16 protein-coding genes and 1 other RNA gene are annotated in these 15498 nt (G+C 60.4%); 14 read left to right on the top strand and 3 right to left on the bottom strand.

Annotated features, from left to right (window positions below):
- Window positions 1-63: 63 nt before the first annotated feature.
- From ACTQ48_RS10135 to ACTQ48_RS10125, 3 genes are all read left to right on the top strand, one after another.
- Window positions 64-732 carry a DUF5780 domain-containing protein gene (locus ACTQ48_RS10135; protein ID WP_441570811.1) on the top strand — a complete coding sequence of 223 codons (669 nt, stop codon included), beginning with the start codon at window positions 64-66 and terminating at the stop codon, window positions 730-732.
- A 168-nt stretch (window positions 733-900) separates the two neighbouring features.
- Window positions 901-1293, top strand: a complete 393-nt coding sequence (locus tag ACTQ48_RS10130) for a type II toxin-antitoxin system Phd/YefM family antitoxin (RefSeq protein ID WP_441570809.1) — start codon at window positions 901-903, stop codon at window positions 1291-1293.
- Window positions 1290-1712: a PIN domain-containing protein gene (locus tag ACTQ48_RS10125; RefSeq protein WP_441570807.1), complete on the top strand. Its 423-nt coding sequence runs from the start codon at window positions 1290-1292 to the stop codon at window positions 1710-1712. Before ACTQ48_RS10130 ends, ACTQ48_RS10125 begins: the two co-directional genes overlap by 4 nt.
- Window positions 1713-1805: 93 nt before the next feature.
- Here the strand turns inward: ACTQ48_RS10125 and ACTQ48_RS10120 are convergent, their stop codons facing one another.
- Both ACTQ48_RS10120 and ACTQ48_RS10115 read right to left on the bottom strand, forming a co-directional pair.
- Window positions 1806-2645, bottom strand: coding sequence for a MerR family transcriptional regulator (locus ACTQ48_RS10120; protein WP_441570813.1), 840 nt, complete (start codon window positions 2643-2645; stop codon window positions 1806-1808).
- Window positions 2646-2708: 63 nt separating this feature from the next.
- Entirely contained in the window at window positions 2709-4055 is a 1347-nt protein-coding gene (locus tag ACTQ48_RS10115; RefSeq protein ID WP_441570805.1) for an MATE family efflux transporter, read from the bottom strand.
- Window positions 4056-4263: 208 nt separating this feature from the next.
- Between ACTQ48_RS10115 and moaA the strand changes: the two genes are divergently transcribed.
- The 10 genes from moaA (at window position 4264) to ACTQ48_RS10065 (ending at window position 14234) form a co-directional block, all read left to right on the top strand.
- A complete protein-coding gene (gene moaA / locus ACTQ48_RS10110; RefSeq protein WP_441563641.1) occupies window positions 4264-5319 on the top strand; it encodes a GTP 3',8-cyclase MoaA in 1056 nt (351 codons plus the stop codon).
- 4 nt (window positions 5320-5323) lie between these two features.
- Window positions 5324-6625 carry a molybdopterin-guanine dinucleotide biosynthesis protein B gene (gene mobB, locus ACTQ48_RS10105; RefSeq protein WP_441049155.1) on the top strand — a complete coding sequence of 434 codons (1302 nt, stop codon included), beginning with the start codon at window positions 5324-5326 and terminating at the stop codon, window positions 6623-6625.
- A gap of 277 nt (window positions 6626-6902) precedes the next feature.
- The gene (locus ACTQ48_RS10100; RefSeq protein WP_441570803.1) at window positions 6903-8189 is read left to right on the top strand and encodes an MFS transporter; all 1287 of its coding nucleotides are present in this window, start codon (window positions 6903-6905) and stop codon (window positions 8187-8189) included.
- A 293-nt stretch (window positions 8190-8482) separates the two neighbouring features.
- Window positions 8483-8794, top strand: a complete 312-nt coding sequence (gene gatC / locus ACTQ48_RS10095) for an Asp-tRNA(Asn)/Glu-tRNA(Gln) amidotransferase subunit GatC (RefSeq protein WP_035136890.1) — start codon at window positions 8483-8485, stop codon at window positions 8792-8794.
- Window positions 8794-10308 carry an Asp-tRNA(Asn)/Glu-tRNA(Gln) amidotransferase subunit GatA gene (gatA, locus tag ACTQ48_RS10090; RefSeq protein ID WP_427795987.1) on the top strand — a complete coding sequence of 505 codons (1515 nt, stop codon included), beginning with the start codon at window positions 8794-8796 and terminating at the stop codon, window positions 10306-10308. The genes gatC and gatA overlap by 1 nt, the downstream gene beginning before the upstream one ends.
- Complete coding sequence (gene gatB / locus ACTQ48_RS10085; RefSeq protein ID WP_441570801.1) at window positions 10308-11984, top strand: Asp-tRNA(Asn)/Glu-tRNA(Gln) amidotransferase subunit GatB; 1677 nt, start codon at window positions 10308-10310, stop codon at window positions 11982-11984. The genes gatA and gatB overlap by 1 nt, the downstream gene beginning before the upstream one ends.
- An 818-nt stretch (window positions 11985-12802) precedes the next feature.
- Window positions 12803-12970: a hypothetical protein gene (locus ACTQ48_RS10080; protein ID WP_441016404.1), complete on the top strand. Its 168-nt coding sequence runs from the start codon at window positions 12803-12805 to the stop codon at window positions 12968-12970.
- A gap of 36 nt (window positions 12971-13006) precedes the next feature.
- Window positions 13007-13225 carry a hypothetical protein gene (locus ACTQ48_RS10075; protein ID WP_441570799.1) on the top strand — a complete coding sequence of 73 codons (219 nt, stop codon included), beginning with the start codon at window positions 13007-13009 and terminating at the stop codon, window positions 13223-13225.
- Between the two features lie 145 nt (window positions 13226-13370).
- Complete coding sequence (locus ACTQ48_RS10070; RefSeq protein ID WP_441570798.1) at window positions 13371-13724, top strand: hypothetical protein; 354 nt, start codon at window positions 13371-13373, stop codon at window positions 13722-13724.
- A gap of 117 nt (window positions 13725-13841) precedes the next feature.
- Window positions 13842-14234, top strand: a complete 393-nt coding sequence (locus ACTQ48_RS10065; RefSeq protein WP_441570796.1) for a hypothetical protein — start codon at window positions 13842-13844, stop codon at window positions 14232-14234.
- Between the two features lie 59 nt (window positions 14235-14293).
- Here the strand turns inward: ACTQ48_RS10065 and ACTQ48_RS10060 are convergent, their stop codons facing one another.
- On the bottom strand, window positions 14294-14728 hold the full coding sequence (locus ACTQ48_RS10060; protein ID WP_441033566.1) for a hypothetical protein: 435 nt from the start codon (window positions 14726-14728) through the stop codon (window positions 14294-14296).
- Window positions 14729-14967: 239 nt separating this feature from the next.
- Here ACTQ48_RS10060 and ssrA point away from each other — a divergent pair.
- Window positions 14968-15331, top strand: a transfer-messenger RNA (tmRNA) gene (gene ssrA, locus ACTQ48_RS10055).
- Window positions 15332-15498 lie beyond the last annotated feature (167 nt).

Raw genomic sequence — 15498 nt, 5'->3', positions numbered from 1 at the left:
CGTGCCCCCTTCGTTGGTGATTTGTTGTTTAGTCGCTAGAAATCATATGACGGGGCGCGGGCCGTGTTCCGCTATGCGGTTGTCAATTTGCGAAAGAAATTATGCGTCACCTGCACGGAAGCGGGAAAGAAGGTATATACCTGCGGCCGATGCGGGAAGAGCTATAGCAAAGATAGCGGCGAGCCCGCTACCGGTCACACTCCGGGTTCATGGAAGCTGAGCGACGATGGAAAACAGCTGACTCAACGATGTGCCAAATGCAATGCGGTTCTCGAGGTGAAAGCGCTTACTCGTGAACAGCTTGATCTGGAATTAGCTTCTCAAAAAATGACCGTTGATTCTGTTTATAAGGAAGATAGCGGGAGTGGCTATAAGGCGCTATATCCAGATAATATCGAGGTCGTCGTAACCAATCATTCAAACAAAATCGTTCGAAATGCAGATGTCATAGTATGCGCGTGGGATGAGAGCGGGCTACCGGTTACGGTTGGTGTTCAGTTTAGCGCGCGAGCTTCGGCCCCAACGCTTTCTATGGAAGATATTAATATTGGTCCGAATGAAACATATAACTGCTCTGAGCATCAAGTTGGATGGCCGATAGATTCAAACTATACCGACCGAATGGTTCAATTTAAGGCGTGCGTTTCGTCGGTTACCTATTCTGATGGCACTACTTGGACTAATCCTTATGCAAAGGCCTGGCTAAATCTGTATAAGGATAAGAATCTTTAAGCAAGACGCCTGCCTAGCCTATATATCGCGGCAGAGCTTTTGAGGTCGAACGGTTGATTAAAAGTCGTCGTAAAGGTACTAAGTACTTTCACGACGACTTTTATATACATAAACATTAACAATAACGTGTATACTCAACAGTGAAGATATATGTTGAGAGGAGCCGCTATGGTTACCGTCGCGTTTTCGGAGCTGCGCCAGAACCTTACGCAGGTGGCCGAAAAGGTTGCCAATGAGGGCGAGGAGGTTGTGGTCTTCAAGCGGAGCAAGCCGTTGTTCAAGATTGTGCCACTCGACTATCAAGGCCCAGTTGCGGTGGAATATGACGCTGCTCAGGAGCGTGGGGGCGCAAAGCCGGCGTGCGGCACGGACAAGCCCAAGCGCGACGTGGGTACGATGTGGCATCCCAAGATCACCTGGAAGGAGATTCGCGAGATGCTCGCGGAGGATGAGGGCTATCAGGAGTATCTCGAAATCGTAGCCAAAATGCCCAAGGGAACGCCGCTCGATATGATGACGGTTGAAGATGAAAAGCGCATCGCGAGGGAGCGCTACCTATGAGGGCATTTCTCGATACCAATTTTCTGCTCGATTGCGTGCTTCCGGGTCGGCCGGAGCATGGGGCGGCGCAAACCATCAAGGGGCTTGTTGACGTGGGGCTTATCGAGGGCGTTGTTTCGGCCTGCTCTCTCAAGGACGCGTATTACATTCTCACTAAACAGGCCGGCGAGGCGCGCGCCCGCGAGGTAGTGCGCGACTGCCTTAAGAGCTACTCGGCAGAGCCTCTCGACCAAGAAGCTTGTTTTACCTCCGCCTATTCCGATGAGCCGGACTTCGAGGACGGCTGTATCCGTGCGATGGCCGAGCGTGCCGGCGTGGACTTTATCATCACGCGCGATCGCGCCGCTTTTGTGCGCTCGACCATCAAGACCTTCTCGCCCGCAGAGTTCATCCGTGTGTTTCCGATCCCGGAGGAGTAAAACCGCCACACCGGGGACTGCCCGCGGCGTGATAGCCCTCCTGTAGCCGACGCTCGTTAGTTGAGCCGCACCTCATAGCTTTCCGAGAGGTTCTTAATCGAGCACAGTAACCGGCACCGTGATCTGCGTCACGTAGGTCGCGGGGTCGTCGCTGATGATGTCGTCAATGAGGGCGATTTCGCGCGAAGTCCCGGCAGGCGCCAGGTTGTGCTCGCGCATATAGCCGAGCAGCTGCTCATAGCGTGGGGCTGCTTGCCCATGTGTGCCGCGGAAGCTTATGGTCAGGCAGCGCGCGGCGGGTCGCGTCTCGACGTCGCCCACGTAGTCATCGGTGTCATCGAGCAGCAGAAAGACTTCGTCGTAGCCGTCAAAGTCGCCGGCGGCCAGGCGCTCGGCGCCAATCCCAACGCCCAGGTTGCCCAGGAAGACAAAGGTCTCGTGCTGGCCCTTCTGCAGCTGACGAATTTGCCACTCCAGCGCATAGGCGTCGGTAGGGTTGACGCGTTCACGCAGCACGGCGCAGCGGAGCCCGGGCGTATCGATTGTGAAAATGGTATCGAGCTCGGTGTTCAAGGCATTGTGCAGCAGAGCAAGCCGGTTATCGATCTTGCGCGACACGCGCTCCAACTCGCGGCGCTTTCGCTCGATGAGCTCCTGTTGCTGCGCCAGCTGCCGCTGCATGAGGTCCACATCGCGCGTGGTCACAAACTCGCGGATTTGTGCGAGCGGCAAGTCGAGAACACGCAGGTGACTGATGGTGTTGAGGGTGGAGAGCTGCCGCGATCCGTAGTAGCGGTACCCGCTCGCCGGATCGATGCGCGCCGGGTCCAGTAGGCCCATCTGCTCGTAATGACGCAACGTGCCCACGCTCAGGTTAAACAGGTGCGCCACCTCGCCAATGCGGAGCAGGCCCTCGGTATGTTCACTTGGCATGTCGATCACAGGACCGCTCCTTTCAATAGGGTCGGGGAGGGGTGCCAGGCTCGCGTTGCCCCGCTACGCTGCTAACTTGTCAAAAGCCCCGCGCCGGTTGAGCACGGTAAACGCGACAACACAGATGACTGCCGACAAAATCGACCCGCACGGCGAGGCGATGCCCATGGGAAACAGCGTGTCGGAATAGGCGTTCGACAGCAGCCACGCGCCCGGCACGCGAATGAGTGCCACGGCCAGCACGTTGTGCGCAAAGCCGATGTAGCTCTTGCCGTATGCAGCGAAAAAGCCGCTAAAGCAAATGTGGATGCCGGCAAAGATTGCATCGAAAATGTAGCTGCGCATATAGCCGGTGCCGGCAGCGACTACTGCAGCGTCCTTGGCAAAAAAGCCAATAAACGCCGGCGCCACCAGCCACATCAGCACCGTGATCAGGCAGCCGTACACCACCGAGATGGTCATGGCGTCTTTGAGCACCTGACGCGCACGGTCGCCCTTGCCCGCGCCGGCGTTTTGCGCCGTGAGTGCGCTGACGGTGGCGCCCATGGAACTTGGTACAATGAACAAAAAGCTGATCATCTTTTCGACCAGGCCCACGGCGGCGGCGTCGACGAGCCCTCGGTGGTTGGCGATGACGGTGATAAACATAAACGCCACCTGGATGCAGCCGTCCTGCACGGCCACGGGCACGCCGATCTTAAGGATGCCGCCGAGCACCTCGGGCTGGGGGCGCAGGTCGCTACGCTTAACGTGGATGTTCGTGCGGCGGCTCTTAAGCCACACGAGCGCGAGGGCAACGCTTGCCGTCTGGGCGGTTACCGTGCCGAGTGCCGCACCCACGGGGCCGAGCCCCATGTAGCCGATAAACAGAAAATCGAGCGCGATGTTGATGATGCACGCCACGCCGATCACGTACATGGGCGAGCGCGAATCGCCCAGCCCGCGAAAAATGGCCGAGAGGATGTTGTATGCGGCGATAAACGGAATGCCGACAAAGCAGATGCGCAGGTAGGCGGCGGTTCCTTCGACTGCCTCGGCTGGCGTCCCAATAAGTGCCACGATCTGTGGGCACAGTGCGAGCAGGATGGCTGCCAGCACGACCGAGACACCCATAAACAGCGTGATAGTGTTGCCGATGACGGTTTCGGCGCGATCGAAGCGGCGCGAGCCCACGGCGTGGCCGACGATGACCGTCGTTCCCATGGCCAGACCCACGAGCGTCACGGTAATGATATAGAGCGTCTGTGCGCCATTGCCCACGGCGGTGATGCCGGCGGCACCGCTAAACTGCCCCATCATGTACAGGTCGGCCATGCCGTAGAGCATCTGCAAAAAGTACGAGAGCATATAGGGCAGGGCAAAGACCGCGATGGTCTTAAGGACATTGCCGCGTGTGAGGTCGTGTTCCATAGGTGGGGCTTTCTGGCTGGGTCTGTTTCCGTACCAGTGTAGTGAAAACCCTACAACGATTGTAGAGTCAAGGTTTGTGTGTTGAGGATGGGCTTGGAAAGCCGGTCTTGTTCGAAGCGACCTGTCCTGTCGTACGGGTGTCGGCATGATTCTCTCGTGGGGTATTATGTTTTTCGAAGAATAAAACGCCGCGTGAGGGGAGGGCAGCGTGGACGGGCACGTGCAGCATGACGGTTTTGGCCGCGATATCAACTACCTGCGCATTGCCGTTACCGACAAGTGCAATTTCCGCTGCATTTACTGCATGCCGGCCGATGGCGTGGCGCCCCGTGCACACGACGAGTTACTCAGCGCCGAGGAAATCGCCCGCTTTGTGCGCTTGGTGGCGGGGGAGGGCATTCGCCGCGTGCGCCTGACGGGCGGCGAGCCGCTGGTCAGCCGCCGTATTATTCCGCTTATTCGCGACATCCGCGCGATCCCTCAGATCGAGGACATCTCGCTCACCACCAACGGCGCCCTGCTGCCCAAGCTGGCGCCGCAGCTCAAAGATGCCGGGCTTAACCGCGTCAACATCTCGCTCGACACGCTCGACCCTACGCTCTTTGGAAAGATCACGCGCCTGGGTCGGCTCGAGCAGACCATGGCCGGCATCGACGCGGCGCTGGCTTGGGGCTTTGAGCCCGTTAAGGTCAACTGCGTTGTTGTGCGCCGGCTCAACCAGGATGTGGCGGCCCTCGCGCGGCTCACGCTCGACCGTCCCATCCACCTGCGCTTTATCGAATATATGCCCATCGGCGACGAGCACACGAGCTCGCATTGCGCTGTGGACCCGCATGCGCCCGCGCTCAATCCCGAGCTGTGGGACGCGAGCGATACCGTGCCGAGTGACGAGCTGCGGGCGCGCATCAATGCCGGGGCCACCGCGACGGGGCTGGGCGAGCTCGAGCCGCTCGACATCAACGACGCTCCTGCCGGCGCGGGCCCTGCGCGCTATTGGCGCTTTCCGGGCGCGGCGGGAACGGTTGGCTTTATTAGCGCCATGTCCAACCATTTTTGTGCGAATTGCAACCGTCTGCGCCTGACGGCCGATGGCAACGTGCGTCCATGCCTGTTTAGCGATGCCGAGTATTCGGTGCGCGACGCCCTGCGCCGTGGTGATGATATACAGGTACTTTCGATTTGGCACGATGCCGTGGCCCACAAACCGCAGGAACACGCGATAATTGAGGGCACGCAACGATTTATGTCCCAAATCGGAGGATGATCATATGGCCAAGAGCAGGTACGCCGACGCCACCAAGGCCGCTCGCAGGGCCGCGATGTCTGCCCACAAAGCCACGGCCGCGGCGAATGCTGGCAACGCCGACGCGTCCGCGCAGCCGACTTCCAGCGCGGCCACCGAACCCGCCCGTGACGCACGTCGCAACGAGCTGACGCACGTGGACGCCAAGGGCGAGGTGCGCATGGTCGATGTGTCCGACAAGGCCGAGACCCATCGCATCGCCATCGCCGAGGGCACCATCCTCATGCATCCCGAGACACAGGCCATGGTACTGCAGGACCGCGCCAAAAAGGGCGACGTGCTTGCCTGCGCGCGCGTGGCGGGCATCATGGCCATCAAACGCACGAGCGACATCATTCCCATGTGCCATCCGTTGCTCATTACCAAGAGCAAGTGCGACATTGCGCCCATCGCTCCGGCGGGGACGCCGGCCGAGGATATGCCCGAGGGCTGGGCACCGGCGCGCGCGGACGGGCAGGTTGGCTTTCACGTACTGGTTACGGCCGGCGTGACGGGCAAGACGGGTATCGAGATGGAGGCCCTGACCGGCGCGAGTGCTGCGTGTCTAACGATCTATGACATGTGCAAGGCGGTTGATCGCGGTATGGAGATCGTCGACGTGCGCCTGTTGCACAAGGAGGGCGGCCGCTCGGGCGTGTGGGACCGCGCAGAGCGTCAGGCCGCTGCTGTTGAGGCCGTGGCCACTGACGGTGCCGCACCCGCGAGCTCACCCGTCGCCGTCGCGCCCGCAGCTCCGACACCGGCCGTCCCCGCGATCGCGTTTATCGGCTACCAAAACTCGGGCAAGACCACGCTCGTCGAGAAGGTTATCGCCGAGCTCACCCGTCGCGGCCTGCGCGTGGGTTCGCTCAAGCATCACGGGCACCACGGCTTTGATATCGACGTGCCCGCTAAGGATACCTGGCGCCATCACCAGGCCGGATCCAAGCACGTGGGCCTCATCTGCGCCACGCGCTGGGCGGAGTACGCCGACACGCGCGAGGGGGACGAGATGCCCGCGCGCGAGCTGCTGTCGCGTTACAACGATGTCGACGTGGTGATCATCGAGGGCTACAAGACCGAGGGTTTCGACAACATCGTGGTCGCGCGCTCCGGTGTCGACCGTCTGCGTGGCAAGAGCTCGCTCGACCTGGTCGACGGCCGCACGCTGGCCCTTGCCTGCAACGAAGCCCTGGCACGTCAGGCCTTCGACGCAGGCTTTGCGACCCGAGCCATCAACATCAACGACGCCCGCGCCATCTGCGACCTTATCCAAGACCACCTTTAAGGCTTGGCGCTGAACCTGCCAAAAAGGGACAGGTTTATTTTGGCAGGTTTTATCTGGGCAAACGTCATTTCCACCACAGAGGGGCCAGGCATCTTTGTGGTGGTTTTTGCTTTGGTAGATTTTTGTGACATGCCTTACAATCTACCAAGTAGTTCATGACGGGCGAAAAACGGAGAGAAGGGTCCTGATGCGTCCTTAATGTTTCATGCGGATAGATTGATTTGACAGACGGCGACGAATGTCCACCGCCCGTATTCGTATGAAACGAGGAGTCTCCGTGCTCGTATCTCTTCTCTCAAAACCTCGCCCTTCGTTGTCCGCGCAGGCTAAGCACCTGGTGGCAATGCGCTTCCTCATATATACCGGCTTTCAGACCAGCTACTTTATCGGTGTTATCGGAACACTCACCTATGCGGACGGCGCTTCGGTCGTTGCGACATCGCTGGCCGTCCTGTTTATGAACGTCTTCGTGATCCTGGGATCCTTTGCGGGTGGAGCGGCGCTTGACGCTTGGGGTCCGTGGCGGCATTTCCGGGCGAGTATCTTCGGCACGTTGGCAACCGGCGCGGCAATCCTCGCCTGTGGCAGCGCGACCGGAACAGTCCTTGCCGGCGCGGTGCTCCTGGGCTTTGTGATAGGATTCGCCCAGCCCGTCGCCACGTCCTATCCGGCGTATCTCACCGACGACCCCGTCGAGCTCAAAGACATCAACTCCGCCATCGCCATGCTCTCCAACGTGAGCATTATCGTCGGCCCCACACTGGGCGGCTTTGTCGCGGCGGCTGCATCGTCACACGCGGTGTTTTTGCTCATGATGATCTTTACCGTACTGGCGCTCGTCGCCGGTTGGGGCTTTAGGCCGCAAGCAGGTCGCGTCGCCGCGCGCGAAAGTGCTCCCGCGGATAGCAGCACAACGGCAAGTACTGCCAATCAAAGCTCCGACTCCAATAAATCCACCCGCGTCACCTTCGTGACCAGCATCAAGACAGTCTTTACCAACAGCGTCCTCGCCCTGCTGTTCTGCATTATTTTCCTTTCGAACTTTGGCTATGGCGCCTTCGATCCGCTGGAGTCATTCTTCTACCGTGATGTTCTGCACGTCGGTGTCGAGTGGATGGGCTGGCTCTCGTCCGCCTGCGGCGTGGGCGCGGTGCTGGGCGCCGTGGTCGCGCTCCGCTTGCCGCCGCACCTGGTCAACCTTAAGACGCTGCTTGTGGCGCTTCTGTCCGTGGGCCTGGGAAGTTTGCTCTATGTGGGGACACCGTACGTGGGCGTAGCCCTTGTCGGCCAGATTGCCCTGGGCGTGGCCTGGGGCGTCGTCAACCCGCTCCACAACACGATCGTGCAAACGACGGCCCCGCTCGAACAGCTCGGTCGCGTCAACTCGGTCATGGGCTTTGGCAACATGTTCGCCGGCGTGGCGCCGCTGGCGATTGCCCCGTGGCTGGCGGCGACGTTTGGCGTGCAGCAGACGCTCATCGGGGCGGGTATGGTCGTGACGGCGGTTCCCGCGGCACTGCTGCTGTTTGGACGCTGGCATTTGGATTGTGCCGCAAAGCAGTAAAAACCATCACAACATTCGATGAAAATCGCGATTTTGCCGAATAACGTCGAATGTTGTGATGGTTTGCGCCCCGGGTCATGCCATCCTGCGGGTCCGGCCACCACAAAGGGGGCAGGCACCTTTGTGGCGGTTTTCGCTATGGACGGTGCGGTTTCGCTGCAGAACCGCCGGCCCGCCGCCTGCCAACCGCCACCCTCGTTACGTTTTCGCTGCATTTGGGTAAAGCGCCTGCTCCAAGCCGGCGTTGCCTTGTATACTAGAGCGGTTTAACTGTTATGCGGAAGGGAGCGCCTATGGCACTCAGCGAGAAAGACGTGCGCGGTATTGCCGAGTACGCAAAGATCGCACTGACCGATGACGAGCTCGCCCAGATGACGTCCTACATGAACGATGCCGTCCAGATGCTCGAGCCCGTCTTGCAATATGACTTGCCCGACGTGGAGCCCACGTTCCATCCCATCGGAAGCCTGTCCAACGTGATGGGCGATGACCTGCGCGAGCCCGAGCGCGACCTGCCGCTCGACGTCGCGCTCGAAAACGCCGGCAGCGCGCGCGACCGCTACTTCCGCGTGCCGTCCATTTTGGGAGAGGGGGAGAGCGAGTAATGGCGCAGAGCTTCGATTCCCTTACCGCTGTCCAGATTGCCACGGGCGTTGCCGCTGGCGACTTTACCGCTACCGAGGTGGCCCAGGCCTCCCTTGCCGCCATCGAGGCGCGCGAGGGCGGGGTCCAGGCATTCCTGCAGGTGGCGCCCGAGCTTGCGCTCGAGGCCGCCGCGCGCGTGGATGCCGATCGTGCCGCAGGCAAGCCGCTGCCCCCGCTCGCGGGCGTACCGCTGGCCATCAAGGACAACATGAACCTTGTGGGCACGCGCACCACCTGCGCTTCCCGCATGCTCGAGAACTACCAGAGCGTCTACACCGCCACCTGCGTCCAGCGCATGCTCGATGCCGGCTGCCTGCCCATGGGCAAGGCCAACATGGACGAGTTTGCCTTTGGCAGCTCCACCGAGAGCTCGGCGTTCCACCGCACCAACAACCCCTGGGATACCGAGCGCGTGCCCGGCGGCTCCTCGGGCGGCTCCGCTGCCGCCGTCGCCGCGGGCGAGGTCGCGCTCTCGCTGGGCTCGGACACCGGCGGCTCCATTCGCCAGCCGGCGTCGCTGTGCGGCGTGGTGGGCTTTAAGCCCACATATGGCGCCGTGAGCCGTTACGGCGTGGTCGCCTTTGGCTCGTCGCTCGACCAGGTGGGCCCCTTCGGCCGCACGGTCGAGGATGTCGCGCTGGCCATGAACGCGCTTACCGGCGCGGGCCACGATCCCTACGACTGCACCAGCCAGGATTGCGCCGTCGACTTTACCGAGCATCTCAACGACAGCATCGAGGGTAAGCGCGTGGGTATCATCCCCGCGTTTATGGAGGCCGAGGGCCTGACGCCCGAGGTCAAGGCCGCTGTTCAGCGCGCCGCCCAGGAGCTGCAGAACCAGGGCGCCGAGCTGGTCGAGGTCGACCTGCCGCACCTGGATGCCGCCATCGCCGCCTACTACGTCATCGGCCCGGCCGAGGCGTTCTCCAACCTGGCCCGCTTCGACGGTATTCGCTACGGCTATCAGGAGGAGGGCTGCGCCAACCTGTCCGACCAGAGCTCGCTGTCGCGCGCCCACGGCTTTGGCGCCGAGGCCAAGCGCCGTCAGATGCTCGGCGCCTACCTGCTGAGCTCGGGCGTGTACGACAAGTATTACTACGCTGCGCAAAAGGCCCGCACGCTCATCACGCAGGACTACGACACCGCGTATGCCAAGGTGGACACCATCCTCATGCCCGCCTCGCCGCGCACGGCCTTTAAGTTTGGCGAGATCAGCGACCCCACGCAGATGTACCTCTCCGACCTGTACACCATCTCGCTCAACATTTGCGGCAACGGTGGTATCTCGGTGCCCCTGGGCTTGGGCGAGGATACTCAGCTGCCCGTTTCTGCCCAGCTGGTGGGTCCGGCGTTTAAGGACCGTCAGCTGCTCACGTTTGCCCGCGCCCTGGAGCGCGGCTTTGCCGATGCCGCCACGGGTGCGCCCGCGCTTTCCGTCGCACCCGATTTTGCCGGGAAGGGAGGCGAGCTGTAATGAAGGAGCTTTCCGAGGTCCTGCAGGATTGGGAGGCCGTGATCGGCCTGGAGATTCATACCGAGCTCACCGCACTCGATACCAAGATGTTCTGTAACTGCAAGCTCAGCCACGATGACGAGCCCAACGCCAACGTGTGTCCGGTGTGCTTGGGCCTGCCCGGCGCCCTGCCGGTGCCCAACAAGCGCGCCATCGAGAGCATCGTTAAGGCCGGCCTCGCCACCAACTGCGAGATCCAGCGTCACTCGATGTTCTACCGCAAGCACTACTTCTATCCCGATATGGCCAAGAACTTCCAGACCACGCAGGGTCCGGTCGCCTTTGCCATGTACGGTCACCTGGACCTGGACGTGACTGGTCGCGGCGCTGCAGAGCGCCCCGATTGCGCGTTTGGCGAGGCCGAGGCCCAGAGCCTGGCGAGCGCCTCGGCCAACGCCGAGGGCCTGTCTACGTCCATGACGTCGACCATGCGCGAGGGCAATCAGCGTGCCGGCCATCTGGCCAGCTATGACGCGTCCAACCTGCAGATGCCCGAGCGTCGCGAGGACGGTTCCTACACGGTGCCCATCCGCATTCTGCGCATCCACATGGAGGAGGACGCTGCCAAGATGGTGCACGTGGGCGGTGCCGAGGGCCGCATTACCGCCGCTGCCGAGTCGCTCGTCGACTACAACCGCTGCGGCACGCCTTTGATCGAGCTCGTCACCGAGCCCGACTTGCGTACGCCTGAGGAGGCTCGCCTGTTTATGGAAAAGCTCCGTCGCATCTTTGTGACGCTGGGCATCTCGGACTGCTCCATGGAGAAGGGTTCCATGCGCTGCGACGGCAACGTGTCGCTGCGCCGCCGCGGCGAGACCAAGCTGGGTACCAAAACCGAGCTTAAGAACCTCAACTCGTTTAAGAGCCTGCACGACGGCCTTGCCTACGAGATTTGCCGCCAGGCCGAGGTGCTCGAGGAGGGCGGCATTATCTATCAGGAGACCCGCCACTGGGAGCCCAGCCGCAAGCGCACCGTGGTCATGCGTGTGAAGGAGACGGCCGACGACTATCGTCTGTTCCCCGACCCCGACTTGGCGCCGTTCGATCTGGACGACGAGTTCATCGATCGCTGCCGAGGTGAGATTCCCGAGCTGCCCGATGCCAAGCGCGCCCGTTTTGAGGCCGATTTTGGCATTAAAGCGGCCGATGCCGAGCAAATCGCCGGTGACCCGGAGTTTGCCGAGTTCTTTGAGGCCGCCGCTGCCGGTATGGCTGGCAAGGAGGCCCAGACGGTTGCAAACTTGCTGGTGAACGAGATGATCGCCTACCTTAAGGGCGCGGGCGTGTCGCTCGCCGAGTCCGGCATCGCGCCGGCTCAGGTGGGAGCGCTTGCCAAGCTGCTGGCGACCGATGCCATCAGCTCCAACCAGGCTCACGAAGTCTTTGAGGCCATGGCCCAGACCGGCGACGACCCCAACAAGATCGTCGACGAGCGCGGTATGCGTCAGGTGAGTGATGCTGGCGCGCTGCAGCCGATTGTGGACGAGGTGCTGGCAAACTGTGCCGAGCAGGCACAGCAGTATCGTGACGGCAACCAGAAGGTCATCGGCTTTTTGGTGGGCCAGTGCATGAAGGCGAGTCGCGGCAAGGGTAACCCAAAGCTCTTCAACGAGTTGCTGAGAACGTCGCTCTCGTAAGCGGGAACCGAGGGGCCGGGCGCAGGGCCTTACCTCTCAATTTCGGACAGTCCTGACTCACGACGGAGGCGCCACTGGCGCCTCCTGTTCGTGCGGAACTCATTGAGAGGCAAGGCCCTGCGCCCGGCCCCTCGGTTCCGTGGCGACTCGGCCGTTCTGGTCAGTCGGGCTGAATGGAAATAGAGTGAATGGGCGCGCCGTTGGCGCGCCCATTGTTTTTGAAGGGAACTCATTTTGAGCAAGCGCCCGCCCTGCCGGGGCTCCCGGGTTCCGTGGCGACTCAGCCGTTCAGGTCAGGCGGGGCTAAATGGAATTTGGTGAATGAGGGTGCCGTTGGCACCCTCATTTTTTTGTGGATGTGGCGCAGGGACGGTCCCTTGGTCACATTTTTGGGCTGTGGAAAGCGAAGCTTAATACTTTTCCCGAGAAGTGAACGACCTTATTTGGACCTCTGAAGCATCGACACTATTTGGACGCTGTTTCCTGCGGTTTTGCCGAGTTTTCCCTGCGCTTTTGTTACTAAAAAATGCGGATGCTTCAGGGGTCCGATTTTGCTCGTTCACTTCTCGGGAAAAGTATTAGACCTCGATTTGCTGGGACGGGGGAGAGTCTTTCTTGGATGCCGGAGATGTACGTTGTGGCAGACGGATTGTCGAAAGTCGGCCGGTCTGCACCCTAAGATTTCCAGAAAGTTAACCATTGTTGACCTTAATAGTTAGGCCTTCTTAACTATTATCCAAAAGTGTACGCTAGTAAACTTATTCACTCGGGTGCTGAGGCACCGTGCCGTGTCCAATGCGGCAAAAGGGAGAAGCAACATGAAGAAGCCGACGTTTAACACCCTGCTTGTCGGTGGCGGTTTTCTGCTTGGTACGGCTGGCATCAAGCTGCTCGCCAGCGCTCCGGTAAAGAATGCCTGCGTGCAGGGCATCGCGTGCGGCATGCTGCCGTCGAGTACATCGTGGCGCACGGCATCACTTCGTTAATCGAAGGGCGTCGCGCCATCATCGGTTCCGCGCACTTTGACCGATACGGATCTTGCTGCGATAGTGCGCCTGCGCCGTATGAGCCAGGGCCTCGTTGATCGTCTGACGAGCTCCTACTTTAAGGTGATGCTCACCAACTCGGCGCTCTTGGCACTGGGCAGTACCGGCGCGATTGCCTTGCAGGCATCGTCGCTGCTGCACAACGGCTCGACGATCGCCTACAGCCTGAGCAACGCGAAGGCTTACCTGCGTTAGCAGACGTGTTTGCCCACGTTATCTGGCCTGCGCCCAGACGGCATCGGTGTCGTCCGGGCGCAGGCCTTTTGCATTTGACCCCAATTGATAGCGTCTCTATATAGTGTTGCTATCGAGGATAGCAATTGAAGGGAGCGAGATCGACGTGGGTGCTGCTAGCGGCATGGCGCAGGTGAACGTTCGCGTGGATCGCCAGGTCAAGAACCGCGCCGAGGAGGCGCTGCGGATTTCGGGCGGGACACTGCCCGAGCTCATCAAAAAGGTGGTGGCCAAGGTTGCGCAGGGTGGCGGTTCGTGCGAAGAGGTGTTGTCGGCCGTTGAAGACCAACTGCCTAGTGCTGGTGCCACCTCGCCGTTTGTCGCATCATGGGCGGCGGTGGATCGGCTTTACGCGGACCTGGGCATCGATACATCATCTGCGTCTGATGACCGCAGCTGGGACACAGTCTATCCCGAAGCCATGGATGAGCATTATCGCCAAAAGGGGATGATCCTGTGAGCGGAGGCCCCCTTAAGATTATGGTGGACGCCAACGTATGGGTCGATTCGTTTTGCGCCGAGCATACCGAGTCGCTTGCCGCGCGCGTTTATTGGGCAGGCGACGGAGACGGGGGCGTTGCTGTTCTTTCCGGTGCATATCGCCAAGGACGTGCTGTACGTTGTCCAACACGAGCCGAAGCGTAGCGTTCTTGCCGGCGGGGGAGCGCTCGACGAGGCATCTGTCCGTGCAATTGGCGATGCGGCGTTGGCGTTTGTTCGGAACATGACCGAAAACGCCACGGCCGTGGGCGCTGATGCATCCGAACTGTGGCTAGCCGACAAATATCTGACGCTCCATCGCGATTACGAGGACAACTTGGTGCTCGCCGCGTGCAAGCGCGCGCAGATCGATTACTTGGTGACCAACAATCGCAAGCTGCTCGAACATGCCGATCTTGCAGCAAAGACCCCGCGCCAAATGATGCCGATTCTAGCTTTGGCCGAACGTGGTGGCGCGGCTATCAGTTAGCGCGAACTGTTTGCGTGGCCTTCGGAACGTCGGCGCTCAGAAGGCCACGCATCCTTTAATTACAAAAGCGCTGCCTTAATGACGGGAGCTTCGACGAGCTTCTCGGCGGCCTTTTCGTCGGAATCGTTTAGTGCTGCTAGACTGCGGTAGACCCACTCGTTGACCTGGGTGTTCTTGACGCCTGCGGTCTGCATAAGGGCGCCTACCTCGCGGATTGCTGCGAGCAGATCGGCTTTGGGACCCGCGAGCTCGACCTCGATGCCGTGGTAGGCGGCCACGCCGCGGTTCTCGCTCACGTGGTCGATAAAGCCCGCGACGGTCTCAAACTGCTGGGCGAGAGCTGCATCATCGTCAGCGTCCAGCGCAACAAGGGCGTTCGATACCGTGAGGGCGGGATGTCCACAGGGGACAAAGCCTTCGATGACATCCATGGCTTCGGTAATGGTTGAGCCCAGGCCTACGAGGGCATTGACGAGTTGCTGCTTGGTATCCATAACGGTCCTTTCGACGGGTCAATTTTGCTTGGGGAAAATATACGTGACGTGTTCAGTGGCAAAAATGCGAAGTATGGTGCACATTAGGGTCTTCACAGCTCGTGCATAGAGCAGCTGTCTGCCTTTAGAACGTGGTAAGATAGCTATCCACGAGCGGGGTTTACCCCACGTGTTCCTTGAAAAGTCGACGGTTATCGGGTGTTTGCAGGCCCGATACCATCCAGACTTTCCCAACATTCGGGGGCGACTGGTTTCGACACGATAGCTCTGAGAGAGGAAGCAAGCCGAGGTCTCCTCGCCTCGTTAAACAGGGGTACCGTCAAATTGAATTGACAACAACTCTTCTTTTGAGCCTATGGCTCTCGCTGCTTAGTTTATAGCGGCGCGTCAACCCGGTGATTTCCCCGACACCGGCGCGACGTCATGTTAGGGGAATGCTCCCGCGCACGTAATCGGTATGGCGCGGGCTAAGACCGAACCGGTTGGGATGCCGCGAGCGTGTCGCTGCGCGCAAAGCGTCCGAGACTAAACCAGCGACTGAGCTTGGAGATGCCAATCAGGGGGCTTTCGTGGACCGGAGTTCGATTCTCCGCGCCTCCACCAATAGTTACAGGCAGGTAGAGAAGTGCTTCTACCTGCTTTTTTTATTACATATAGATACCGCGGAGAATCGAACTCTATGCAGGGCGCGGGCGTAAAGAAAACGCGTAAGCGTTTTTAGCCCGCGGGCGAGGACGCCGGCAGGCGGCCGAAGCCGGTGCGGATTTGCG

Origin of the sequence: Collinsella sp. Sow4_E3, from assembly GCF_052116285.1 — a bacterium.
Taxonomy (GTDB): domain Bacteria; phylum Actinomycetota; class Coriobacteriia; order Coriobacteriales; family Coriobacteriaceae; genus Collinsella.
The sequence above is the reverse complement of the archived record's forward strand: the minus strand, read 5'-3'. Positions and strand labels throughout refer to the sequence as shown.

Coding starts and splice junctions, on each gene's coding strand:
- ACTQ48_RS10130 (WP_441570809.1), top strand. CDS start 901: ATGGTTACCGTCGCGTTTTCGGAGCTGCGCCAGAACCTTACGCAGGTG.
- ACTQ48_RS10125 (WP_441570807.1), top strand. CDS start 1,290: ATGAGGGCATTTCTCGATACCAATTTTCTGCTCGATTGCGTGCTTCCG.
- ACTQ48_RS10120 (WP_441570813.1), bottom strand. CDS start 2,645: ATGCCAAGTGAACATACCGAGGGCCTGCTCCGCATTGGCGAGGTGGCG.
- ACTQ48_RS10115 (WP_441570805.1), bottom strand. CDS start 4,055: ATGGAACACGACCTCACACGCGGCAATGTCCTTAAGACCATCGCGGTC.
- mobB (WP_441049155.1), top strand. CDS start 5,324: ATGGCCAAGAGCAGGTACGCCGACGCCACCAAGGCCGCTCGCAGGGCC.
- gatC (WP_035136890.1), top strand. CDS start 8,483: ATGGCACTCAGCGAGAAAGACGTGCGCGGTATTGCCGAGTACGCAAAG.
- gatA (WP_427795987.1), top strand. CDS start 8,794: ATGGCGCAGAGCTTCGATTCCCTTACCGCTGTCCAGATTGCCACGGGC.
- gatB (WP_441570801.1), top strand. CDS start 10,308: ATGAAGGAGCTTTCCGAGGTCCTGCAGGATTGGGAGGCCGTGATCGGC.
- ACTQ48_RS10080 (WP_441016404.1), top strand. CDS start 12,803: ATGAAGAAGCCGACGTTTAACACCCTGCTTGTCGGTGGCGGTTTTCTG.
- ACTQ48_RS10060 (WP_441033566.1), bottom strand. CDS start 14,728: ATGGATACCAAGCAGCAACTCGTCAATGCCCTCGTAGGCCTGGGCTCA.